Raw genomic sequence first — 22,777 nt, forward strand, 5'->3', positions numbered from 1 at the left:
GCCGTTGTGCCAGATACAACCTTCCCCACGCCCGTCGTCGAGACGCGCGCCAAGACCTTCCTCGAGCTCGGCGTCCCCGAGCCGCTGTGCCGCGTGCTCGACGCGGACGGCAAGACCGATGCGTTCCCCATTCAGGAGGACACCCTTCCCGACTCGCTCGCCGGCCGTGACATCCTCGGCCGCGGCCGCACCGGATCGGGCAAGACGCTCGCCTTCTGCATCCCGCTCGCCGCGCGCCTGTGCGAGGCCGCGTGGGAGCCGGGCATGGCGATGTCCGAATTCCGCCGCAACGTCAAGTTCATCCGCCGCGAACGTCTCGCCGAACGCGAGGAGCGCGGCTTCCTGCCGCATCCGCGCGGGCTCGTCCTCGCGCCGACGCGCGAGCTCGCCAACCAGATCAACGACGTGCTCGAACCGCTCGCCCGCATGATGGGCATGACCACGACCACCGTGTACGGCGGCGTCAAGCAGAACCGTCAGGTGCGCGATCTGAAGTCCGGCGCGGACATCGTCGTCGCCTGTCCGGGCCGTCTCGAGGACCTGCTGCGCCAGAAGCTGCTCACCCTGTCCGACGTGCGCGTCATCGTCATGGACGAGGCGGACGAGATGGCGGACATGGGCTTCCTGCCGCCGGTGCGCCGCATCCTCGGCCAGATCCGCCCGGACGCGCAGCACATGCTGTTCTCCGCGACGCTCGACCACGGCGTCGACGGTCTGGTGCGCGAGTTCCTGCGCGAACCGAAGACGCACAGCGTGGACGAGCCGGCCGCCGTGGTCGACACGATGACCCAGCACGTGTTCGAGGTCGCGAAGGACGACAAGTTCGAGGTGGTGCGCCAGCTGGCCGCCGGAACCGGCAAGCGCATCCTGTTCACGCGCACCAAGTTCCAGGCGAAGAAGCTCGCGAAGAGCCTGACGAACAGCGGCGTGCCCGCGGCCCAGCTGCACGGCAACCTCAACCAGAACCAGCGCGACCGCAACCTCGCCGCGTTCGAGGACGGCGACGTGAACGTGCTGGTCGCCACCGACGTGGCGGCGCGCGGCATCGACGTGAGCGACGTGGAACTCGTCGTGCAGATCGACCCGCCGGACGATCCGAAATCGTTCGTGCACCGTTCCGGCCGCACCGCGCGCGCCGGCCATACGGGCGACGTGGTGACGCTCGTGCTCCCGTTCCAGCGCCGCGAGGCGAAGCGCATGCTCAAGGCCGCCGGCATCGACGTGAAGCCGATCGCCGTGCGCCATGATTCGCCCGAAGTGCAGGAGCTCGTGGGGGAGCGCGCCCCGATCGTCAAGGATTGGAGCCTCGACGACACGCAGCCCGCCGGCAACCCGCGCAAGCGCAGGAACCACAAGGCGCAAAGCGACGAGGGCCGCAACGGCAAGGCGCGGAGCGGCAGGCGCGGCGACGGCGGCGCCGGCAAGTCGCGTACGCCCGCGAACATCACGTTCGTCGACGATTTCGACGCGGCCGACGAGACCGGATTCGACGATCCGTTCGCGGATGACGGCGGCGATTCGCGCCGAGACCGTCGCGGCGGGCATGATGATCGTCGTGCGGATCGTTCGCCGAAGCGTTCCTCCCGCGACGAGCATGGCCGCGACCGTCGCGAGAAGCCGGTGAGGAAGAACCGCGCCGAGCGTCGCGCCGGCATGCGCGACGCCGAGGCGGAACGCCGCGACCGTCGCTTCGAGACCGGCGACTCGCACCGTTCCAAGCACGGCGGTTACCGCGAGGAGACTCGTTCGGACCGCAAGGGCGGTAAGGGCAAGGCCGGCGACGGCGGCAAGCGCATCCACCGCAGGGACGAGAACCGCGTCGTGCAGGACGAGCGCGGCGAGGCCGCGAAGCGCCACGACCGCCGCATGATCGCCAAGTACGGTTCCACGGACGGCCCGCACCGCCGCCACTCCAAGCGCAAGACCGTCCCCTTCCGCAACCGCTGAGCCCCTTCCCCGGCTCCCCCCCCCTCAGCAGGAGCCGGATCTTTCTATTGCCTCTGAAGGGGGCGCTGACTCTATCTCTTGCTCCCCCTTCAGGGGGAGCTGGCGGCGAAGCCGTCTGAGGGGGTGCAGCCGACGTTACGGGGTACAGCCGAAGCTAATACCGGTACATCACACGCCCATCCGCGTCCACAATCGTGAATGTCGGCTCATCCTCGACGCTCATCTCCACGCGGATGTGCGTGCTTCCGTCGGCGGCGACCGCACGGTACACGTAGCGTTTGTTTTCGAGCAGGTCCTTCTCGACGCGCGCGTCCTGCAGCCACGGGTTGCGGCGGCGCAGCGCGATCAACGCCTGATGCAGGCGGTACACGGGGTCGCCGAGCCTTGACAGCTGCTCCGGCGCGTCCGGGAATTTGGGGCGCACGTCGTCGTCGCCGCCGAACCGCTGCTCCTTGACGCCCACGTACCCTTGTTCGTCGCCGTAGTAGATGCTGGGCACGCCGCCGACCGTCATCAGCACCGCCAATGCGAGCGCGGCTTTCTTGGGTCCGATCTCGGAGGCGATGCGGGTCACGTCGTGGTTGCCGATGAACGTCTGCGGGATGAACGTGTCGAGGAACGCGTTGTGCCGGGTGAGGTTCCAGTCGAGTTCGAAGAAGTTGTCGGTTTCGAGCGCGTGCCGGATCGACTTCCACAGCTCATACTGCGTGATCGAGTCCATCGTGGATTCCACCGCGATGCGCGGGTAGTCGCCGTGGATGACCTCGCCGAAGATCCACGAATACGGGTGGGCGGCCTTCACTTGAGGCAGCACTTTCGCCCAGAATCCGTTCGGCACCGCGTAGGCGGCGTCCAACCGCCAGCCGGATGCGCCCCGGTCGAGCCAATGATTCATCACGCGCGTCACGTAGGCGACCGTCTCGTCGCTGTCGTGGTCGAGGTCGACGAGGTCGCCGTGCCCTTCGAACACGTCGAGCGTCGGTGCGCCGTCCGCGCCGGTCGTGGCCTTGACGAGCCCGTGCCACGGGTTCTCGGTGGGGGAGAGCGTGCCGGCCGCCTCGTCGAGCGCCGCCTGGACGGCCGGATGCCGGCGCGACACGTGGTTGAAGACGCCGTCGAGGATGATGGACATGCCCATGCCGCGGCATGCTTCGGCGAGCCTGTCGAACGCCGCATCGCCGCCGAGCCGCACGTCGACGTGCATGTGGTCGAGCGTGTCGTAGCCGTGCGTGGCGGATTCGAAGATCGGACCCAGCAGCAGGCCGGACGCGCCCAGGTCGCGCATGTACGGCAGCCATGGGATCAGGGCGTCGAGTCCTCGGCCGTGGAATTCGCGCGGGCCTTGGGGGCGGATGTCCGCGCCGCAGAATCCGAGCGGGTACACGTGCCAGAACACGCCGTAGCGCACCCAGTCCGGCAGTTCGCTCGCCTTGTTCGCAACCATCAGGCACCTCCTGTCCTGTTCGGACGGTCCATGACCCCGTCCGCTTTGACACCGTGTCTATTTTCGCACGGCGGAAGGTCCGTCCGGGCATGACGCGCCGTGCACATGGAAGAGCGCGCCCGCGATTCCGTGAGCGTTCCGGATATTGGTCATCCACTCATATGTTGTCGGGGGGGGGCTCGCATTATTGGCGTGTCGAGATGATTCACCCGGCTCGGAGAACTCGGTGGAATTGCTAACGCGACACGCCTCGAACGACGGTGTTTCTGGCAGTTTTCACGGGATTGTCCGGTTGTGATGGATATCAGGTTGATTCGGGATGCGAAATCCAATCGGCTGACCGCCTGGACGGGCGCATAGGGGTGTGGCCGTCCGGGTGCCGGACAGATCACCCCTGACGAGTGGAAGGACTTGAGATGAGGAACGGTTCGAAGGCGGCCCTTGCGGTCGCGGTGACGGCTGGCACCCTGTTGGCGCCGCAGGTGGCGATGGCGGACGAGACGGCCACGCCGGCCGACGAGAGCGCCGCCCAGCAGGTCACGCAGGCCCAGCAGCAGGTCACGCAGGCGCAGGCTCAGGTGGCCGCGGCGGCCCCGTCGGGCGTGCCGGAGGCGCAGGCGAAGGCGGACGCGGCGGCGAGCGCGCTGGATCAGGCGGCCCAGTCGCTGGGTCAGGCCCAGCAGGCGCAGCAGCAGGCGGCCGCGCAGCAGCAGGCGGCGCAGGACGCCCAGCAGCAGGCCGCGGCCACGCAGAGCCAGGCGGCTCAGGACGCCGAGGGCGCGCCGGACAAGCTGGCGGCCGCCCAGCAGGCCGCCAAGGACGCGCAGTCCTCGCTGGACGCGGCGTCGAAGCAGTTGGACGCGGCGACCGCCGAGCAGTCGCAGGCCGAACAGCAGCAGTCGGACGCGCAGGCGAAGGCCGACGCGAACGACGAGGCGGCCGCGGACGCGCACGCGAAGCAGGATGCGGCCGGGCAGGCGGTGTCGGACGCGCAGGCGAAGGCGGACAAGGCCGACAAGGACAAGACGGCGGCCGAGAACGACAAGGCCAAGGCCGACAAGGACAAGTCTTCGGCCGAGGCGGACAAGGCTTCGGCCCAGTCGAGGCTCGACGAGGCGAACGCCGGCAAGACGCAGGCCGACAAGGACAAGGCGGACGCGGACAAGGCGGACGCGGCCGCGCAGGCGGACCTCAAGGCGAAGCAGGCCGAGGAGGCGGACGCGACGGCCGCGAAGAAGGCGGCGGACGACAAGGTCGCCAAGCTGGAGTCCGGCGACGCGGGCCTCAACGACGCCGCCGCGAAGCTCGCCCAAGCCGAGCAGGCACTGAAGGACGCGCAGGCCGCCCAGTCGCAGGCGGACGACGCGAAGAAGGCGGCGGACGACGCGGCCGCGAAGGGCGAGGCGGACGCGAAGGACCTTCAGGCGAAGGCGGACGCGGCGCAGAAGACCGCGGACGAGAAGAAGACGGCCGCCGACAACGCGCAGGCCCAGTGGGACAAGGGCGCGTTCGGCTTCTACGAGACGTACGGGTACAAGGACGCCGCACAGATTCTTCAAGATCATGGCGAATTAGCACGTCTTGGTGATTCCAAATCCTCTACGTCATTGGATAATATGCTTAGAGCTATCGACGACATGAAGCAAATAAATGAACTCCGTGCCAGCCGAACTGAGCATCCACTGAAGCAATTACGCTGGTCTAGCGTCAATACGGCATATGCTCAGCTAGCCGCTAATTACAATGACGGCTCCCTCTTCTTGGAGCACAAGTATTATACGTACTCACAAAATTTGGCGTCTGGTGGTGTAAACGCCGCAAATAGGTGGTACAGCGAGAAAACGATTTGGGATGCAGCCGTTAGGAGCAACCCTGATCTCGCACAATATGAATTTCAAGCGAACAAAGTGCCCTATGCAGTCTATCAACAAACTGGGCACTATCTAAACATCATCAATGAAGAAACCACTACCATTGGCGAAGCCCATACATCAGGCTCTCGTGGCATTGATGCTATGAATGGAGGCATGGACGACGGCGATCTGACGGTCGACGAGTACGAGAAGCAGCTCACCGACTACATGAACGGCCTTAAGAACGCGCCGCAGGCATACCAGGAGGCCCTCGCGGCCGCCAAGAGCGCGTCCGAGGCCGCGGGCAAGGCCGCCGACTCGTACGCGAAGCTCGCGGAACAGGCCAAGACCGCGCAGGCCGCGCTCGACAAGGCGAACGGCGCCGCGTCGGACGCCCAGAAGGCTTTGGCCGAGGCGAGGAAGGCGTACGAGGACGCCTTGGCCGCGCAGGGCGACAAGGCGAACGCGCTGAAGCAGGCCAAGGAGGAGCAGACCAAGGCCGCCGACACGCTCACGGCCGCCAAGACCGCCACCGCGGACGCGAAGAAGACCGCCGAGAAGACCGCGAAGGCCGCGCAGGACGCCGCCGACAAGGCGTCGGCCGCGCAGGCCGCGGTCGACGCGGCCGCCAAGGACGTGGCTGACGCGGACGCGGGGATCGCCGACGCCACGAAGCGCGCCGAGGACGCGCAGTCGCGCATCGACAAGGCCACGAGCGACAAGACCGCGGCCGAAGCGGAGCTGAAGGACGCGAAGAAGACGCTCGACGCCGCCGATAAGGCCGCGTCGAAGGCCGACGCGGACAAGGCCGCCTCCGACAAGGCTCTCTCGGACGCGAAGCAGGCCGTCAAGGACGCGCAGGCCAAGGTGAAGGACGCCTCGGACGCCAAGAAGGCCGCACAGGACGACTTGGACAAGGCGAACAAGGACATCGACCGCTACACGAACGCCAAGGCCCGTCTCGACGCGGCGAACAAGGCGCTCGACGAGGCGAACGCCAAGCTGGCCGACGCGAACACGAAGCTCGACGAGGCCAACAAGGCTCTGGACGCGGCGAAGACGGACTACGAGGCGAAGAAGGCCGACAAGGAGGCCTCCGACAAGGAGCTCGCGGCCGCCAAGCAGGCCGAGGCCGACGCGAAGAAGGCCGCGGACGAGGCCGCCAAGCAGCAGGCCGACGCCCAGTCCGACGCCGACACGGCCAAGAAGGCGCAGGAGGCCGCCGCCAAGAAGAAGGCCGAAGCGGACGCCAAGCTCAACGGCACCACCACGGACGGGCTCGCCTCGACCGGCGCCGACGCGAACGCGATGCTCACGCTCACCGCCATCCTCGCCGTCGCCGGCACCGGCGCCGTCCTCATCCGCAAGCGTCAGGCCAAGCACGCGGATCACTGGACCGACTGACTTCTAGCCGGTTCCAGCACTTCCTGAAATAAGGAGGAGTTGTCCGGTTCCACCGGATCGAGGAGGCGTCGTTCCCTCCAGACGAACGGCGTCTCCTCTTTGTCGTTCGAAATACATGATCAACGGATACATATCCAAGAAAGGGGCCCAAATGCCCGAGAAGAAGACCATGCCGCCGGTGCCGATGCCGAATGCCTCCGACCCGGATGCGTCCGGATCGGCGGCGAAGGCCGTGAAGCGCCGTCCGAAATGGCTGGTGCCGGCGGTCGCGGCCGGCTGCGTGGTGGTGGGCGGCCGGCGGGTTCGGCGGCTACGCGGCGTGGAGCGCCCACGGGCTGGCGGCGGCGAAGGCCGCGTGCGCCGAGTCGGCGGACGCGGTGCGCGTGGCGGCGAACGGGTACGCCGCGCTCGTGAACGGCAGGGCGGCCGACGCGTCGAAGATCAAGACGACGGACGTGAAGGACGCGAAGACCGTGGACGCGCTGGCGAAGACGCTGAAGGCGGGGACGCCCAGGTACATGGGCTGCGTGGCCGACGACAAGGCGGGATTGGAGGCGGCCACGGCGAAGCTGGACGGTCAGGCCGACTGGTATCAGGCGCATGGGAAGAGCCTGACGAAGGCGGTCGCGGCGGTGGAGTCGTCGAAGCTGGACAAGACCGTCGACGCGGCGAACGCGCTCTACAAGTCGAGCGACGGGAAGGTCGCCGACGGGAAGACGCGCGACGAGTTGGCGAAGGCGATCAAGGCGCGTGACGCGGACGCGATCGGCAGGGCGTCGGCGGCGGTGAACGCGTCCGTGAAGGCGAAGTCGGACGCGGACGCGCAGGCGCAGGCCGACGCGCAGACGCAACAGGCGGCCGGTCAGGCTTCGGCCGGCGGCCAGGCGGCGGGCGGCCAGGCGTACGCGAACACCGGCTATTCGGGCGGCGGATACACGGGTGGCGGCTACTCCTACTCCAACGGCGGGTATTCGGGCGGCTACTCGTACTCGGGCGGCGGCGCCACCGCGCCCAGTACCCCGAACAACGGCGGCGGGAACAGCGGCTCCGGCGGCGGATACACGACTTGGGGTGACGCGGAGATCGAGAACGGCGGCATCGGCTGCACCACCAGCAAGGACAAGCCCGAATGCAGCGGTGGCATTGAATGGTGGGATTAACCCTCTGAGCCAAAACTCTCCTTTCTTCTCCGCGCGTGTGGGGGCGACGTCCATAAGGATGCCGCCCCCACACGCATATCCGCGCATCGGAATCCGCGTTGCATGGTCTGTGACGGAACGCGAGGAAAGACCGCTCCCGCCCCTTCCTCTTCCCGATTCACCAAGGGCGCCCTTCGACGGGTCATCGTCGGAGGACGCCCTTTTCGTATCCGCGGGACGGTTCCGTCCCCTTTCCCGATCCGCATAGGAGGCGTGCCATTGCAATGGCAACATCTGATCAGGGAAAGGAAACCGGTATGGGTTTCGAGTGGAAACACACGGCGCGCGCCGCGATTGCCACGCTCGTCGCGGCGGGCACGCTGATAGCGGGAGCCGCCACAAGCAGAATGCTGCAGGGAACAGGTTCAAGTGAGAACCACCCTCAGTCTCGCTTCGCGAGACAGCTCCCGCCAGCGGGAGCGACCATCTCCGTGGGGGGGGGGCGCCCATCCGCTTCAGTCATTGTGGCCGGCTCCCCGAAATTTGAGGAGTCGGCCGCCTTCAGCCGAGCTTCTTCAGCAGTGAGTCCACGTGGCCTTTGGCTCGCACGTTGTAGCGGGCGAGCGTGATCGTGCCGTCCGCGTCGATGGCGAACGTGGAGCGGATCACGCCCACGTGCGTCTTGCCGTACAACTTCTTCTCCCCGTAGGCGGCGTACAGCTTGTGCACCGTCAGGTCCGGGTCGCTCAGCAGCGGGAACGACAGGTGGTCGCGTTCGCGGAAGCGCTGCAGTTTGGCGAGCGGATCCTTTGAGACGCCGAGCACCGTGTATCCAAGCGAGCCGAGACGCGCCATGTTGTCACGGAAGTCGCAGGCTTCGGTGGTGCATCCGGGCGTCATCGCCGCCGGATAGAAGTAGAGCAGCACTCTGTTGCCCTGTGAGGTGAGCGAGGACAGGGTGATGGTCGTCTCGGTGCCGTCAGGCTCCACCGCGGGCAGCGTAAAGTCCGGGGCGGGTTGGCCGGCTTCGAGGCGTGATGGCAGTTCGGTTTCAGTGGTCATGTGTTCCCCTTCGTTGTGTGAATTGTTGCGGCCCAACGGGACTACCCCTCAGTCGGCTTCGCCGACAGCTCCCCTGACAAGGGGAGCCGGAGACGAATGGTCGGCTCAGCCTGACAAGGGGAGCCAAAGACGAAATCACCGTACCGCGAGGGTCTGGGAGAGGGTGTGGGATTCGCCGGGGCGGAGCGTGATCATGCGGTCGCGGTTCGCGGCGGCCTCCACGCACACGAATCCCCGCCATTCGCCGGTCTCCAGATCGCCGATTGCGTTGCCGGCCTCCTCGCCCGGATTCCACACGACCGTCGCCGTCGCGCCTTGGGAGGAGCTCAGGATCGTGCGGTCGGCCGCGTCGTCATGCAGTTCGAGCGGCGCATCCGTCAGGTAGATGCGGTCGACCATCGTGCCGTCGAACGTCACGTCGCCGGACTGCGTGCGCACCGGGAAGCCGGGCAGCGTCGTGTCGAGATAATCCGCGCCGTCCAAACCGACGACGTGTGCGCGCGTCACGTCGCCGACCGCCAGATACGTGTGCAGCGCCGCCTCGTAGGAGAATTCGGCGTCGCCGTCGTTCGTCACCGTCAACGCCATCGTGATCGATTCGCCCGCGTCCACCGTGTAGGACGCGTGGAAGCGCGGGGCGTCGTTGCCGACGAACTGCGCGAGCGTCGCATCGTCGATCTCACCGGAATCCAACACATACTCGACGTGGCGATCCGTGACCGAACCGTCCACAGGATGCCAGAAGCTCGAACGTGCGAACCCGTGCTTCGGCGTCTTCGCGGCCGTATTGGCCGGGTCGAATCCGGAATTGAACCAGGGGAAGATGACCGGCACGCCGCCGCGGATCGCCTTCCCCTCATACAGATGAATCGCATGCGGACGCCAGACCACGTCCGACTGGCCTTGCGGCGCCCAGCGCAGCACGTGCGCGCCGTAATCGCTGATCGAAGCGGAACCGTCGGCGTTGACGAGATCGCGGATCGTGAACGATGCAGAACCCATGTTTCCTCCAAACCACAGATGATGGGCGGGTCCGTTCCATTATGCCAGTTGTCCAGCGGATGTGGGGTGATGGGGAGCATGGCAAGACAGGCAGGCAAGGCGCCGGTCACCGTGGTGTACGGGGGAGACCCGTATCTCAACGGCGAAACCGTGCGCGAACAATGCGAGGCGGCGTTGCAACGCCGTCCGGACGCGGAACTCGTCGAACTCGACGCGGCCACGACGGACCGGTACGCGTTCGACGAGGCCGTCAGCCCCTCCCTGCTCGCCGACGTTGCCGTCGTGCGCGTCGACGACCTGCAATCCGCGGACGAGAAACTCGGCGACAGCATCGTCGACTACTGCACGCAGGCGGCCGCCGATCCGAACAATTCCAGCATCGTCATCTGCCGGCACGAGGGCGGCAACAAGGGCAAGCGTCTGCTCGACCGGCTCATCCGCGCCGGCGCGAACAAGGTCGAAGTGCCCGATCTGAAGAAGCCGGAGGCGAAACTCAACTACGTGCTGCAATGCTTCGATAAGCAGGGCAGGCGCGTCGAACCGATCGCCGCGCAGCAGCTCGTCGACGTGCTCGGCGGCAGCATCGGCGAACTCACCGCCATGTGCGGGCAGTTGTGCTTCGACTTCGACGACGATCCGATCGGATTGGACCGGGTCAACCAGTATCTGACCGCCAACGCGCAGGTCACCGGATTCAACGTGGCCGACGCCGCCATGGCCGGTCATACGGCCGACGCGATCGTCAAGATGCGTTCCGCCGTCGAGCAGGGCGTCGAACCGGTCGCGCTCATCGGCGCGTTGGCGTCGAAGCTCCGTGCCGTGGCGAAGGTGTCCGCGTTCAACGCGGGCAGGATCAGCGCCGCCGAACTCGGCATGAACCCGTGGGCGCGCAAATACGTGAAGCTCGGCGGCTGGACGTCCGCCGGTATGGCCACGTGCATCCGCACGCTCGCCTGGGCGGACGAGGAGTGCAAGACCAACGGGGGAGACCCCATGTATGCGCTGGAGCGCAGCATCGAGACGATCGCGACGAAAGGACGGGCATGAGCGGGGAACGATACGAGACGAGAAACGACGGGACGATCGTCGTCGAGGCGCCCACGGGCGATGACATGCGCGCGCTGGGACACCGCATCGCATCGCGCGTGCGCGGCGGCGACGTGCTGCTCCTGTCCGGGCCGTTGGGCGCGGGCAAGACCACGCTCGCGCAAGGGTTCGGCGAAGGCCTCGGCATCGGCGAGCCGATCGTCTCGCCCACGTTCACCATCGCCCGTGAACTCGATGGCCGGTTCGCCGACGGGAGCCCCGCGCATCTCGTGCACGTGGACGCGTACCGTCTCGGCGGCTCCGACTACGCGCCCGGCCAGGCGGCCGTGAACCGTCTGCTCGACGAACTCGAATCATTGGGACTCGACGAGGAACTCGAAGACACCAGCGACGACACGGTCGTGCTCATGGAATGGGGCGAGCAGATGGCCGCCGCCCTCGCGCCGGAACGGCTCGAAATCCACATCGCACGCCCGCTGGCGGAGACCGGTTCCACCGCCGTGGACGCCGACGGCGAACTCACCAGCGACGGCACGCGCATCGTCACACTGGTGCCGGTCGGTGCGCGCTGGAACGGATTCACGCTCTGAACAGCTCTGAACAGGCGGCCCGCACCCGGCGGTGTACACTCTCTACAGGTCTGACTACAGGTCCGAAGAATCATATCGGAGGAATCACGAGCACACGTCGGGAGGATGCATGGGCTGCACATTGGTGATCGACACGTCATACGGCTCCATCGTAGGCGTCGTGGGGCATGAGCCGATCGTCGAAACCGACTCGCGCACCCACGTCGAACGGCTGCAGGTGAACATCGCGCGCGCGGTCGATGAGGCCGGATACGCACCGCGCGACATCGACACGGTGATCGTCGGCACCGGTCCGGCGCCGTTCACCGGACTGCGCGCCGGCATCGTCGCCGCCAAGGCGCTGGCGTTCGCCACCGGCGCGGAACTCATCGGCCATGACGTGCTCGCGCCGCAGGCGCAGTGGAATCTCATCCGTCGCGGCGAGGCCGGCACGCTCGGCGACCCGGAGACGCGCCGCGTGCTCACGCTCGCCGTCAACGACGCGCGCCGCAAGCAGCTCTACTTCGCGTTGTACGAAAGTCCGCTCGACGGCGACGGGACCGGCGAGAGCGCCGCACGCACGCTCATCGCGATGGACATCGACTATCCGGCGTCGATCGTCGACCGCGTGAACGCCGTCGTACGCGAAGCCGCGGCGGCGACGGGCGGCGACATCGTCGTCGACGTCGTCGGCCACGGCGCGGCCAAATACGCGGACGCGCTGCACGGCATCGACCATCTCGGCGACGTGACCGACGCATCCGTGTTCGACCAGGGACGGCGGGGCGTCGAGATCTTCGCCGCCGACGCCGCCCTCGCGCATACGCACGATCCGCAGGCGCCCGTCGAACCGTTGTACCTGCGCCGTCCGGACGCCGAAGTGCCGGCGCCGCTCAAGCACGTGCTCGGCCACGAGGGCGCAGGGAGGAAGGACTGATGCTCGTCGCATTGGACGACCTCGACCGCGAGACCGCCGTCGCCGCCGTGCGCACGCTGGAGGTCGAACTGTTCGGCAACCACGCGTGGAGCGAGAACGCGGTGAGACAGGAGCTCGACGCGCCCGCACGCGTCTACGTGTTCGACTGCGAACGCGAGGAAGGCGACGGCGAAACCGGCGACGGGGGAGAAGGCGCCGTGCCGGGTCCCGACGGCTGCGTGCCGGGCACGGTGCGCGGATTCGCCGGATACTGGTACGACGGCGAGGACGCGGAGATCATGGACATCGGCGTCGCACACCGCTACCAGCGCCGCGGACTCGCCGCGCGCATGCTCACCTGGCTGATCGGCCACGCGCGCGAACAGGGCGCGCGGCGCATGCTGCTCGAAGTCGCCGTGAACAACAATCCCGCCATCGCGCTGTACCGACGGTTCGGGTTCGAGCGCATCGGACTGCGCAGACGCTACTACCAGCCGGAAGGCATCGACGCGTACGTGATGGCGCTGGAACTAAGCCCACGCGTCGTCGGATTCGCGGGAGCCGACGATCGGACGGTGGATGCCGCGGATACGGCGGACGAACAGGACACGAACGAAGGAACGGAGAAGACGCGATGAGCGAACCGATCGTACTGGGCATCGAATCCACCTGCGACGAGACGGCGGCCGCCATCGTCCAAGGGCGCACGCTGCGCTCCAACGTGGTCGCCTCCTCGATGGAGGAGCACGCGCGCTACGGCGGCGTCATCCCCGAAATCGCGTCGCGCGCGCACGCCGAAGCGTTCGTGCCGTGCGTGTCCAAGGCATTGGCCGATGCCGACCTCGAACTGTCCGACGTGGACGCGATCGCCGTGTCCGCGGGCCCCGGACTCGCCGGCTGCCTCGCCGTCGGCGTCTCCGGCGCGAAGGCCCTCGCCTGGGCGAGCGGCAAACCGCTGTACGGCATCAACCACGTGATCGGGCACATCGCCGTCACCCAGCTCCAGTTCGGGCCGTTCCCCAAGGACACGCTCGCGCTCATCGTCTCCGGCGGCCACACGTCGCTGCTGCACGTCGAGGACGTGGCGCGGCACATCGACGTGGTCGGCACGACGCTCGACGACGCGGCAGGGGAGTGCTTCGACAAGGTGGCGCGCCTGCTCGGCTTCCCCTACCCGGGAGGCCCGCACATCGACCGTCACGCGCAACACGGCGACCCGCATGCGATCCGCGTGCCGCAGGGGCTCACGCAAGGCAAGGCCGGCGCGAAGCACCCGTACGACTTCAGCTTCTCCGGCGTGAAGACCGCCGTCGCCCGTTGGGTGGAGGGGGAGCAGGCCGCGGGGCGTGAGATCCCCGTCGACGACGTGTGCGCCTCGCTCGCCGACTCGGTGGCCACCGTGCTCGCGAAAAAGGCGATGCGCGGCTGCCGCCAGTACGATTCCGACACGCTGATCGTGGGCGGCGGATTCTCCGCCAACTCGCAGTTGCGCGCGAAACTGCTCGAATTCGGACGCTCCAACGGCGTCGACGTGCGCATCCCGGAGCTGAAGCTGTGCACCGACAACGGCGCGATGGTGGCGATGCTCGGCGTGAACCTCGTCGAAGCCGGGGTCGCTCCCAGCGTGCCCGATTTCGCCATCGACTCGGCCATGCCGCTCACCAAAGTGGTGATGTAGGTGCGACGGCGCGACTCGGCATGGCGCTGCGATGACGCGACACGCCGAGTTGCGCTATCAGGAACCGGCGCGTATATTCATCACTCGTTGCGAACGCGCCCGGTTGCGGCTGGGAGCGGTTCATAACTGAATATTCCTGCGTAGCTCAGTTGGCAGAGCATCCGACTGTTAATCGGACGGTCACTGGTTCAAGCCCAGTCGCAGGAGCTTCACCCCGGAAGGGCCCCGGCCCGGACGGGACGTGATAACTGAATATTCCTGCGTAGCTCAGTTGGCAGAGCATCCGACTGTTAATCGGACGGTCACTGGTTCAAGCCCAGTCGCAGGAGCTTCACCCCGGAAGGGCCCCGGCCCGGACGGGACGTGATAACTGAATATTCCTGCGTAGCTCAGTTGGCAGAGCATCCGACTGTTAATCGGACGGTCACTGGTTCAAGCCCAGTCGCAGGAGCTTTGACGGAAAGCCTCAGGTTCATGCCTGAGGCTTTCTGCATGTCGAAACCGAGGTGACAACGTAGCCGCAACCTTGGCACAACGGATTCGGCGCGTCAGCCACGGCAACGCCGCGGGCGGCGGTACCATCGAAGACGAACGGGAACGATCACGGCGAGGAGGCCGTCATCATGGACGTGAGGATACTGAAAATCGAACGAGGCGTGTTCGCCGTGCTCCACAACGGAAGCGGGGCCGGCACCGTACGCAAGCAGACCGTCGGTCTGAAACGCATGTGGCTGGCGGATGGCGCCAACGGCGCACAAGGCGTGTTCCCCTCGAAGAAGAAGACCGCGTCCCAGTGGCTCGTGCAGCGCGCCTGACGGCGTCGGACCGCATACACCTGCCGTACGGCCCGGGTTCACCTATGCGTTCGTCTGGTGAACGCGGCTTGCGCATGTCGTCTCGCCGCCCTACAGTGTGCAACTGTTGATTACACGTCCAGGCCTGCACATTGGTAACGCGGACCCAGATAGCAAAGGACACCATCATGGCGCAAAGCTCCATCTCCATCACAGTCAACGGCGAAGCGAAGGAGGTGGAAGCAACCACCACCGGCGTCGAACTCTTCGCGGACGACAAGAACATCATCGCCGTGCGTCTCAACGGCGAACTGCGTGACCTGTACACGCCGCTGAACGACGGCGACTCCGTCGAATCCGTCGCGCTCGACTCCGAGGACGGCCTCGGCATCATGCGTCACTCCGCCACGCACGTCATGGCGCAGGCGGTGCAGGAACTGTTCCCGAACGCCAAGCTCGGCGTCGGCCCGATCATCAAGGACGGCTTCTACTACGACTTCCAGGTCGACCAGCCGTTCACGCCGGACGATCTCAAGCAGATCGAAAAGCACATGCAGCGCATCATCAAGTCGTCCCAGTCCTTCCGCCGCCGCGTCGTGACCGAGGAGGAGGCCCTCGCCGAAGAGGCCGACCAGCCGTTCAAGATCGAGCTGATCCAGGACAAGGAAGCGCACCTCGACCCGTCCACCGCCACCGAGATCTCCGGCAAGGAGCTCAGCTTCTACGACAACGTCGACCGCGACGGCAACGTCGTGTGGAAGGACCTGTGCCGCGGACCGCACCTGCCGAACACCCGCTTCATCAAGGCGTTCAAGATCGAGCGTTCCGCCGCCGCCTACTGGCGCGGCAGCGAGAAGAACCCGACCATGCAGCGCATCTACGGCACCGCCTGGGCCTCCAAGGAGGACCTCAAGGCCTACCAGACCCGTCTCGAGGAGGCCGCCAAGCGCGATCACCGCAAGCTCGGCGCCGAAATGGACCTGTTCTCCTTCCCGGAGGAGATCGGACCGGGCCTCGCCGTGTTCCACCCGAAGGGCGCCGCCGTCATCAACGCGATGGAGGACTACTCCCGCGAGATGCACCGCAAGCACCACTACAGCTTCGTGCAGACCCCGCACATCACCAAGGGCGGCCTGTACGAGACCTCCGGCCACCTGCACTGGTACAAGGACGGCATGTACCCGCCGATGCACCTCGACGAGGAGCGCGACGCGGACGGCAACATCACCAAGCCGGGCGCCGACTACTACCTCAAGCCGATGAACTGCCCGATGCACAACCTGATCTTCAAGTCGCGCCAGCGCTCCTACCGCGAGCTGCCGCTGCGCCTCTTCGAGTTCGGCACCGTGTACCGCTACGAGAAGTCCGGCGAGGTCCACGGCCTGACCCGCGTGCGCGGCCTCACCCAGGACGACTCCCACATCTACTGCACCCGCGAGCAGATGAAGGACGAGCTGACCAGCCTGCTCACCTTCGTGCTGAACCTGCTCAAGGACTTCGGCCTGTCCGACTTCTACCTGGAGCTGTCCACCAAGGATCCGGACAAGTACGTCGGCTCCGACGAGATCTGGGAGGAGGCGACCAACACGTTGCGCGAGGTCGCCGAGGCGTCCCACCTCGACCTCGTGGCCGATCCGGGCGGCGCCGCCTTCTACGGCCCGAAGATCTCCGTGCAGGCGCGCGACGCGATCGGCCGCACCTGGCAGGTGTCGACCATCCAGCTCGACTTCAACCTGCCCGAGCGCTTCAAGCTCGAGTACATCGCGAAGGACGGCACGCACCAGCGTCCGGTGATGATCCACCGCGCGCTGTTCGGCTCCATCGAGCGCTTCTTCGCCGTGCTGCTCGAGCACTACGCGGGCGCGTTCCCGGCGTGGCTCGCCCCGGTGCAGGTGCTCGGCGTGCCCGTCGCCGACGAGTTCGCCCCGCATCTCGCCGGCTTCGTCAAGAGCCTCGAGGACGAGATGGTCCGCTGCGAGATCGACTACTCCGACGATCGTTTCGGCAAGAAGATCCGCAACGCCTCCAAGTCCAAGGTGCCGTTCATCCTCATCGTCGGCGAGGAGGACATGAACAACAACGCGGTGAGCTTCCGCTTCCGCGACGGCAGCCAGCTCAACGGCGTCCCGGTGGACGAGGCGCGCGCCGAGATCCTCAAGGTGATCGCCAAGCGCGTCCAGGTCAACTCCGCCGACGACTTCAAGGCCGCCGTGGCCGAGGAGCCCGTCGAAGCCGAGTGATCCGCCGCCGATCCGCCACGGTCCGGCCGGGATGTGGACGCCATGTCCCGGCCGGTCCGTGTTGTCGGCTTAACGCCATACAATCGTTTCGTTTGTCAGATATCCGTCTCATAACCTGCTAGGAGCATTATGTCAGGTCATTCCAAGTGGGCGACCACCAAGCACAAGAAGGCCGCCATCGACGCCAAGCGCGGCAAGCTCTTCGCCAAGCTCATCAAGAACATCGAGATCGCGGCCCGCATGGGCGGCGGCGACCCGGACGGCAACCCGTCCCTGTACGACGCCATCTACAAGGCCAAGAAGGCCTCCATGCCCGCCGACAACATCAAGCGCGCCGTCAAGCGCGGCTCCGGTGAAGAGGCCGGCGGCGCCAACTACGAGGACATCGTCTACGAGGGCTACGCCCCCGCCGGCGTCGGCCTCATCATCGAGTGCCTGACCGACAACCGCAACCGTGCGGCCGCCGAGGTCCGCTCCACCCTGACCAAGGGCAACGGCTCCCTGGCCACCTCCGGCTCCGTGTCCTTCAACTTCGAGCGCAAGGGCCAGATCGTGGTCCCGTCCGAGGGCGTGGACTTCGACAAGCTGTTCGAGGCCGCCGCCGAGGCCGGCGCCGAGGACGTGCAGGACGACGGCGAGGTCTTCACCGTCGTCACCGACCCGTCCGACGTGCACACCGTGCGTCAGGCTCTGGTCGACGCCGGTTTCGAGTACGATTCCGCCGATCTGGTCATGGCCCCGAAGAACGAGGTCGAGCTCTCCCTCGAGGACGCCCGCAAGGTCTCCAACCTGATCGACAAGCTCGATGACCTCGACGACGTGCAGAACATCTACTCCAACTGGACCGCCTCCGACGAGGTCATGGCCCAGCTGGACGAGGAGTAGTCCGCACGTGATCATCCTTGGCGTCGACCCCGGGCTCACGCGCTGCGGGGTCGGCGTGATCGAAGCCGGCGCCCACCGCCGGCTTTCGTTTATCCACGTGGACGTCGTGCGTTCCTCGCCGGACATGTCGCAGGATCTGCGACTGCTCGCCATCTACAACGGGCTGGTCGAGAAGATCGAGACGTACGCGCCCGACACCGTCTCCATCGAGCGCGTGTTCGCCCAGTCGAACCGCAACACGGTGCTCGGCACCGCGCAGGCGGCCGGTCTCGCGATGCTCGCCGCCGCCCAGCGCAACATCCCCGTGGCCCTGCACACGCCGACCGAGGCGAAGCTCGCCATCACCGGCAACGGCCACGCGCAGAAGATCCAGATCGAGCGCATGGTGACGCGCATCCTCAATCTCAACACGATGCCGACGCCGGCCGACGCCGCCGACGCGCTGGCGCTGGCGATCTGCCACGCGCTGCGCCCGGCGGGCGCGCTGCAGGGCGGCGAACGCGAGGAGCATCTCACCCCGGCGCAACGCCAGTGGGCGGAGGCGTCCAAGAAGGCGACGAAACGCCGGTTCAACGCCGACCGCGGCATGTGACCGGAACATGCGACCAAGGCATGCGCCCGGGTCGCGTCATCGCGCATGATGGTGTACACTGTCGAACAGCTGTTCGAAAGGAGTCGCCGTGATTGGTTCGTTGACAGGCATGGTCGAGACGGTCGACGCCTCGTCCGCGCTCATCGAGGTCGGGGGAGTCGGGTACGAGGTGCGCATGCCCTCCGCCGACCTGTCGCGTGTGCACGGCGGCATGGAGACGCGCGTATACACGTATCTCAACGTCTCGCAGGACGCCATCACCCTGTACGGGTTCCTCGAACCGGCGGCGAAGCGCACGTTCCTGCAGCTGCTCAAGGTCTCCGGCATCGGCCCGAAGGTGGCGCTGTCGCTGCTGTCCACGCTGAACCCGAACCAGCTCGCCAAGGCCGTGGCCGACAACGACGCCGCCGCCCTCGCCAAAGCCCCGGGATTGGGCAAGAAGGGCGCGCAGAAGATCATCCTCGAACTCAAGGGTTCGATCAACCTCGAAGACATCGAATCCGGGGCCGCGGCCGTCACCACGGCCCAGCCGGAGGACAAGGGCTCGCTGCAGGTCGTCGAGGGGCTCATCTCGCTCGGCTGGCGGCAGCAGGACGCCGAACACGCCGTGCACGAGGCGTGCGCGGCCAACGGCATCGCCACGCCGCTCGCCGCGGAGGACGTGCCGCGCGTGCTCAAGCTCGCGTTGAACTCCCTGGACCGCGGCATCTGACATGACGACGCATGACGAAGGACGGAGGTGAACGGATGAACGAACCCTACATCAGCGGAACGGTTACGGAAGGCAACGAGAACATCGGCGCGAACGAGGAGTCGCTGCGCATGGTCTCCTCCCAGCCGGTCGGCAACGAGCCGGTGAGCGACGAGGAGCTGCGCCCGCACATCCTCGACGGGTTCATCGGCCAGCCCAGGCTCAAGGCGCAGCTCCAGCTGTTCCTCGACGCGGCGCGCAAACGCGAGGTGCCGCCGGACCATATCCTGCTCGCCGGCCCTCCCGGCCTCGGCAAGACCACGTTGGCGATGATCGTCGCCAACGAGCTCGGCGTGCCGATCCGCATCACGTCGGGCCCCGCCATCCAGCATGCGGGCGATCTCGCCTCGATCCTCAGCTCGCTTGACGCGGGGGAGGTGCTGTTCGTCGACGAGGTGCATCGTCTGCCGCGCGCCGCCGAGGAGCTCCTGTACATCGCGATGGAGGATTTCCGCGTCGACGTGATGGTCGGCAAGGGCCCCGGCGCGTCCTCCATCCCGCTCACCCTGCCGCGGTTCACGATGATCGGCGCGACCACGCGCGAAGGCATGCTGCCCTCGCCGCTGCGCGCGCGTTTCGGCTTCACCGCGCATCTCGACTTCTATCCCGTCGACGAGCTGGAGAAGCTCGTCGAACGCTCCGCCACCGTGCTCGGTCTCGCGTTGGAGGAGGGGGCGGCGCATCAGCTCGCCCTGCGCTCCCGCGGCACGCCGCGTATCGCGAACCGTCTGCTGCGCCGCGTACGCGACTGGGTGATCGTCCACGATCTGCCGTCGGCGGGACCGGACGACGTCAAGGAGGCGCTGGCCCTCTACCAGATCGACGCCGAGGGATTGGACCGTCTCGACATCGCCGTGCTCAACGCGATCGTTCGCAACTTCAACGGCGGCCCCGTGGGTCTCAACACCCTGTCCGCCATGGTGGGCGAGGAGTCGGAGACCGTGGAGACCGTGTGCGAGCCGTATCTGGTGCGCGAGGGCTTCCTCGTGCGCACGCCGAAAGGCCGCGTGGCCACGCAGAAGGCGTGGGACCATCTCGGCATACGGCCGAAAGATGATGTTGTCAACAAGCTTTTCTAGACTTCAGAAGTTGGACTAGTCGTTTCCGATCGGAAGGAATTCCCCTCAATGGATGCCAATATGCTTTTCATCGTCGTGCTCGTCGTGGTCATGGGCGGCATGATGTGGTTCCAGTCCAAGAAGAACAAGGAACGCCAGCAGCAGGTCAAGGACTTCCGCGCCAACCTCAAGCCCGGCACCGAGGTCATCACCATCGGCCAGATCATCGGCAAGGTCGTGTCCGTGGACGAGCAGTACGAGGAGATCGTCATCGATTCCGAAGGCTCCCTGCTGCGCTTCTCCTTCAGCGGCATCGCCAAGGAGTACGAGCGTCCCGCCTTCGTCTCCGACGACGAGGTGGATGAGAACGGCAACCCGCTGCCTCAGGACGACGCCGCCGACGGCGCCGCCGACGACGAGGCCCAGGTGGACGTCGACGCGTCCGTCGCGCAGAACAACGCCGAGGCCGAAACCGCCGAAGCGGAGCAGACCGACGACGGGAAGAAGGCCGAGTGACCATGGCCGGCAACGACATCACCATCCGCGATCTCGGCAAGGTGGGCGCCGAGGACGCCGCGTATCTGGTCTCCCTGATCCGCTCGGTCCCCGGTTTCCCGAAGGAAGGCATCATCTTCCGCGACTTCATGCCGGTGCTCGCCGACCCGCGCGGCCTCGACATCCTGCTGCGTGCGATCGAAGCCGCGCTGCCGGTCCCGGCCGACGCGTTCGACGCGGTCGCCGGCCTCGAATCCCGCGGATTCCTGTTCGGCCCGTCCCTCGCCCACCATCTCGGCAAGGGATTCGTCGCGATCCGCAAGGCGGGCAAGCTGCCGCCGGAGACCATCGGCGAATCCTATGACCTCGAATACGGCACGGCCAGCGTCGAGATCGAGACGTCCGCCGTCAAGCCGGGGGAGCGCGTGCTCATCGTCGACGATCTGATCGCCACCGGCGGCACGGCGAAGGCCGGCGCCGACCTGATCGAGAAGGCGGGCGGCGCGATCGCCGGATTCAGCTTCGTCATGGGCCTCGAAGGACTCGACGGGGTCGACAAGCTCGGCGACGTCCCCATCTCGACGCTCATCTCCATGCCGGCCTGAACCGGCGCAATGGTTTTCGGCCGCCGCCAAAGCCCCTAAGGCTTGGTGGCGGCCATGTCAATAGTCAACAGTCACAAGCAGACGGAAGAGTCATGGATCTTTACGAATACCAGGCGCGACAGCTGCTCGAAGAGCAGGGCATCCCCACTCCGAAGGCCATCTACGCGCAGAACTCCCATGAGGTCGCCGAAGCCGCCGAGCAGCTCGGCTACCCCTGCGTCGTCAAGGCGCAGGTCAAGATCGGCCACCGCGGCCAGGCCGGCGGCGTCAAGCTCGCCAAGACGCGCGACGAGGCGATCCTCGAAGCCGAGGACATCCTGCCGATGACCATCCACAAGCACAAGGTGAACGGCGTGCTCGTGGCCGAAGGCAAGAACATCCTCCACGAGTACTACGTGTCCATCTCCGTGGACCGCACCTCCCGCGACTACGACGTGCTCGCCACCGCCAACGGCGGCACCGAGGTCGAGGAGATCGCCAAGGAGCATCCGGAGGCGGTCAAGCGCCTGCACATCGAGGCCCTCGACGACTTCGACCTCGCCGCGGCCACGAAGATGGCGGAGAGCATCGGCTTCTACCATGCGGACGTCGACCAGGCCGCGCAGATCCTGCTCAAGATGTGGAAGTGCTTCAAGGAGAACGACGCGACGCTCGTCGAGATCAACCCGCTCGCCAAGATCGGCGATCCGGACGACGAATCCTCGAAGAGCCTGTGCGCGCTCGACGCGAAGATCTCCCTCGACGACAACGCCGCCTTCCGCCACGACGGCTGGAAGCGCTTCGCCGACCCGCTCGCCAACGACGAGTTCGAACGCCGCGCCAAGGACCATGGCCTGCACTACGTGCATCTCCACGGCCAGGTCGGCGTGATCGGCAACGGCGCGGGCCTCGTCATGAGCTCCCTCGACGCGGTCTCCGGCGCCGGCGAGGAGCAGGGGACCGGCATCAAGCCGGCCAACTTCCTCGACATCGGCGGCGGCGCCTCGGCCGAGGTCATGGCCGCCAGCCTCGAGATCGTCGTCTCCGACCCGCAGGTCGAATCCGTGTTCATCAACGTCTACGGCGGCATCACCTCCTGCGAGCAGGTCGCCAAGGGCATCCTCGAGGCGATCGAGACGCTCGGCGGCACCAAGCCGATCGTCGTCCGCTTCGACGGCAACGCGGCGGCCGAGGGTCTCGCCATCCTCGCCGAATCCAACAATCCGAACGTGCACGTCGCCAAGACGATGGAGGAGGCGGCTCATCAGGCCGCCCGCATCGCGGCCGACGCCATCGCAGCCAAGGAGGCCAACTGAT

At 66.7% G+C, this 22,777-nt stretch carries 20 protein-coding genes and 3 tRNA genes; 20 read left to right on the forward strand and 3 right to left on the reverse strand.

All coding sequences use genetic code 11. The features are described from left to right. Window positions 1-6 precede the first annotated feature (6 nt). Entirely contained in the window at window positions 7-1,947 is a 1,941-nt protein-coding gene (locus tag Uis4E_RS09855; RefSeq protein WP_101622976.1) for a DEAD/DEAH box helicase, read from the forward strand. Between the two features lie 154 nt (window positions 1,948-2,101). Here Uis4E_RS09855 and Uis4E_RS09860 read toward each other — a convergent pair whose 3' ends face one another. Next, complete coding sequence (locus Uis4E_RS09860; RefSeq protein WP_101622977.1) at window positions 2,102-3,391, reverse strand: alpha-amylase family protein; 1,290 nt, start codon at window positions 3,389-3,391, stop codon at window positions 2,102-2,104. A gap of 416 nt (window positions 3,392-3,807) precedes the next feature. Between Uis4E_RS09860 and Uis4E_RS09865 the strand changes: the two genes are divergently transcribed. Then, on the forward strand, window positions 3,808-6,648 hold the full coding sequence (locus Uis4E_RS09865) for a CAP domain-containing protein (protein WP_101622978.1): 2,841 nt from the start codon (window positions 3,808-3,810) through the stop codon (window positions 6,646-6,648). Window positions 6,649-7,031: 383 nt separating this feature from the next. Further along, on the forward strand, window positions 7,032-7,808 hold the full coding sequence (locus tag Uis4E_RS09875) for a hypothetical protein (RefSeq protein ID WP_133125450.1): 777 nt from the start codon (window positions 7,032-7,034) through the stop codon (window positions 7,806-7,808). Window positions 7,809-8,348: 540 nt separating this feature from the next. Here the strand turns inward: Uis4E_RS09875 and bcp are convergent. Both bcp and Uis4E_RS09885 read right to left on the reverse strand, forming a co-directional pair. Then, entirely contained in the window at window positions 8,349-8,849 is a 501-nt protein-coding gene (gene bcp, locus Uis4E_RS09880) for a thioredoxin-dependent thiol peroxidase (protein WP_101622981.1), read from the reverse strand. 135 nt (window positions 8,850-8,984) lie between these two features. Next, window positions 8,985-9,851: a D-hexose-6-phosphate mutarotase gene (locus tag Uis4E_RS09885; protein ID WP_101622982.1), complete on the reverse strand. Its 867-nt coding sequence runs from the start codon at window positions 9,849-9,851 to the stop codon at window positions 8,985-8,987. 78 nt (window positions 9,852-9,929) lie between these two features. On the opposite strand from Uis4E_RS09885, the gene holA reads away from it, so the two are divergent. From holA to sucC, 17 genes are all read left to right on the forward strand, one after another. After that, on the forward strand, window positions 9,930-10,898 hold the full coding sequence (gene holA / locus Uis4E_RS09890) for a DNA polymerase III subunit delta (RefSeq protein ID WP_101622983.1): 969 nt from the start codon (window positions 9,930-9,932) through the stop codon (window positions 10,896-10,898). Then, entirely contained in the window at window positions 10,895-11,488 is a 594-nt protein-coding gene (gene tsaE, locus Uis4E_RS09895) for a tRNA (adenosine(37)-N6)-threonylcarbamoyltransferase complex ATPase subunit type 1 TsaE (RefSeq protein ID WP_101622984.1), read from the forward strand. Before holA ends, tsaE begins: the two co-directional genes overlap by 4 nt. A gap of 109 nt (window positions 11,489-11,597) precedes the next feature. After that, window positions 11,598-12,404 carry a tRNA (adenosine(37)-N6)-threonylcarbamoyltransferase complex dimerization subunit type 1 TsaB gene (gene tsaB / locus Uis4E_RS09900; protein WP_101622985.1) on the forward strand — a complete coding sequence of 269 codons (807 nt, stop codon included), beginning with the start codon at window positions 11,598-11,600 and terminating at the stop codon, window positions 12,402-12,404. After that, on the forward strand, window positions 12,404-13,021 hold the full coding sequence (locus tag Uis4E_RS09905; protein WP_101622986.1) for a GNAT family N-acetyltransferase: 618 nt from the start codon (window positions 12,404-12,406) through the stop codon (window positions 13,019-13,021). The genes tsaB and Uis4E_RS09905 overlap by 1 nt, the downstream gene beginning before the upstream one ends. Next, the gene (tsaD, locus tag Uis4E_RS09910) at window positions 13,018-14,061 is read left to right on the forward strand and encodes a tRNA (adenosine(37)-N6)-threonylcarbamoyltransferase complex transferase subunit TsaD (protein WP_101622987.1); all 1,044 of its coding nucleotides are present in this window, start codon (window positions 13,018-13,020) and stop codon (window positions 14,059-14,061) included. Before Uis4E_RS09905 ends, tsaD begins: the two co-directional genes overlap by 4 nt. A 134-nt stretch (window positions 14,062-14,195) precedes the next feature. After that, a tRNA-Asn gene (locus Uis4E_RS09915) sits at window positions 14,196-14,268 on the forward strand. Between the two features lie 49 nt (window positions 14,269-14,317). Further along, window positions 14,318-14,390, forward strand: a tRNA-Asn gene (locus Uis4E_RS09920). A gap of 49 nt (window positions 14,391-14,439) precedes the next feature. Beyond that, a tRNA-Asn gene (locus tag Uis4E_RS09925) sits at window positions 14,440-14,512 on the forward strand. Window positions 14,513-14,684: 172 nt separating this feature from the next. Beyond that, entirely contained in the window at window positions 14,685-14,876 is a 192-nt protein-coding gene (locus Uis4E_RS09930) for a hypothetical protein (protein ID WP_101622988.1), read from the forward strand. A gap of 167 nt (window positions 14,877-15,043) precedes the next feature. Continuing rightward, window positions 15,044-17,095 (forward strand): threonine--tRNA ligase, encoded by a 2,052-nt coding sequence (thrS, locus tag Uis4E_RS09935; RefSeq protein ID WP_101622989.1) that lies wholly within the window; start codon window positions 15,044-15,046, stop codon window positions 17,093-17,095. A 129-nt stretch (window positions 17,096-17,224) separates the two neighbouring features. Beyond that, window positions 17,225-17,980: a YebC/PmpR family DNA-binding transcriptional regulator gene (locus tag Uis4E_RS09940; RefSeq protein ID WP_034528304.1), complete on the forward strand. Its 756-nt coding sequence runs from the start codon at window positions 17,225-17,227 to the stop codon at window positions 17,978-17,980. A gap of 7 nt (window positions 17,981-17,987) precedes the next feature. Further along, complete coding sequence (gene ruvC, locus Uis4E_RS09945) at window positions 17,988-18,572, forward strand: crossover junction endodeoxyribonuclease RuvC (protein ID WP_101622990.1); 585 nt, start codon at window positions 17,988-17,990, stop codon at window positions 18,570-18,572. 88 nt (window positions 18,573-18,660) lie between these two features. Beyond that, entirely contained in the window at window positions 18,661-19,284 is a 624-nt protein-coding gene (gene ruvA, locus Uis4E_RS09950; protein WP_101622991.1) for a Holliday junction branch migration protein RuvA, read from the forward strand. Between the two features lie 35 nt (window positions 19,285-19,319). Continuing rightward, the gene (gene ruvB, locus Uis4E_RS09955) at window positions 19,320-20,402 is read left to right on the forward strand and encodes a Holliday junction branch migration DNA helicase RuvB (protein ID WP_101622992.1); all 1,083 of its coding nucleotides are present in this window, start codon (window positions 19,320-19,322) and stop codon (window positions 20,400-20,402) included. 48 nt (window positions 20,403-20,450) lie between these two features. After that, the gene (locus Uis4E_RS09960) at window positions 20,451-20,897 is read left to right on the forward strand and encodes a preprotein translocase subunit YajC (RefSeq protein ID WP_101622993.1); all 447 of its coding nucleotides are present in this window, start codon (window positions 20,451-20,453) and stop codon (window positions 20,895-20,897) included. A 2-nt stretch (window positions 20,898-20,899) separates the two neighbouring features. Beyond that, the gene (locus Uis4E_RS09965) at window positions 20,900-21,481 is read left to right on the forward strand and encodes an adenine phosphoribosyltransferase (protein ID WP_101622994.1); all 582 of its coding nucleotides are present in this window, start codon (window positions 20,900-20,902) and stop codon (window positions 21,479-21,481) included. 92 nt (window positions 21,482-21,573) lie between these two features. Continuing rightward, window positions 21,574-22,776 carry an ADP-forming succinate--CoA ligase subunit beta gene (gene sucC / locus Uis4E_RS09970; RefSeq protein ID WP_101622995.1) on the forward strand — a complete coding sequence of 401 codons (1,203 nt, stop codon included), beginning with the start codon at window positions 21,574-21,576 and terminating at the stop codon, window positions 22,774-22,776. The last annotated feature ends 1 nt before the right edge of the window (window position 22,777 follow it).

The organism is Bifidobacterium parmae (genome assembly GCF_002860365.1).
Taxonomy (GTDB): domain Bacteria; phylum Actinomycetota; class Actinomycetes; order Actinomycetales; family Bifidobacteriaceae; genus Bifidobacterium; species Bifidobacterium parmae.

What these genes read in the sequence shown, in the direction of transcription:
- Uis4E_RS09860 (WP_101622977.1), bottom strand. Translation starts at nt 3,391, where the DNA reads ATGGTTGCGAACAAGGCGAGCGAACTGCCGGACTGGGTGCGCTACGGC.
- Uis4E_RS09865 (WP_101622978.1), top strand. Translation starts at nt 3,808, where the DNA reads ATGAGGAACGGTTCGAAGGCGGCCCTTGCGGTCGCGGTGACGGCTGGC.
- bcp (WP_101622981.1), bottom strand. Translation starts at nt 8,849, where the DNA reads ATGACCACTGAAACCGAACTGCCATCACGCCTCGAAGCCGGCCAACCC.
- Uis4E_RS09885 (WP_101622982.1), bottom strand. Translation starts at nt 9,851, where the DNA reads ATGGGTTCTGCATCGTTCACGATCCGCGATCTCGTCAACGCCGACGGT.
- holA (WP_101622983.1), top strand. Translation starts at nt 9,930, where the DNA reads ATGGCAAGACAGGCAGGCAAGGCGCCGGTCACCGTGGTGTACGGGGGA.
- tsaE (WP_101622984.1), top strand. Translation starts at nt 10,895, where the DNA reads ATGAGCGGGGAACGATACGAGACGAGAAACGACGGGACGATCGTCGTC.
- tsaB (WP_101622985.1), top strand. Translation starts at nt 11,598, where the DNA reads ATGGGCTGCACATTGGTGATCGACACGTCATACGGCTCCATCGTAGGC.
- Uis4E_RS09905 (WP_101622986.1), top strand. Translation starts at nt 12,404, where the DNA reads ATGCTCGTCGCATTGGACGACCTCGACCGCGAGACCGCCGTCGCCGCC.
- tsaD (WP_101622987.1), top strand. Translation starts at nt 13,018, where the DNA reads ATGAGCGAACCGATCGTACTGGGCATCGAATCCACCTGCGACGAGACG.
- Uis4E_RS09930 (WP_101622988.1), top strand. Translation starts at nt 14,685, where the DNA reads ATGGACGTGAGGATACTGAAAATCGAACGAGGCGTGTTCGCCGTGCTC.
- thrS (WP_101622989.1), top strand. Translation starts at nt 15,044, where the DNA reads ATGGCGCAAAGCTCCATCTCCATCACAGTCAACGGCGAAGCGAAGGAG.
- Uis4E_RS09940 (WP_034528304.1), top strand. Translation starts at nt 17,225, where the DNA reads ATGTCAGGTCATTCCAAGTGGGCGACCACCAAGCACAAGAAGGCCGCC.
- ruvB (WP_101622992.1), top strand. Translation starts at nt 19,320, where the DNA reads ATGAACGAACCCTACATCAGCGGAACGGTTACGGAAGGCAACGAGAAC.
- Uis4E_RS09960 (WP_101622993.1), top strand. Translation starts at nt 20,451, where the DNA reads ATGGATGCCAATATGCTTTTCATCGTCGTGCTCGTCGTGGTCATGGGC.
- Uis4E_RS09965 (WP_101622994.1), top strand. Translation starts at nt 20,900, where the DNA reads ATGGCCGGCAACGACATCACCATCCGCGATCTCGGCAAGGTGGGCGCC.
- sucC (WP_101622995.1), top strand. Translation starts at nt 21,574, where the DNA reads ATGGATCTTTACGAATACCAGGCGCGACAGCTGCTCGAAGAGCAGGGC.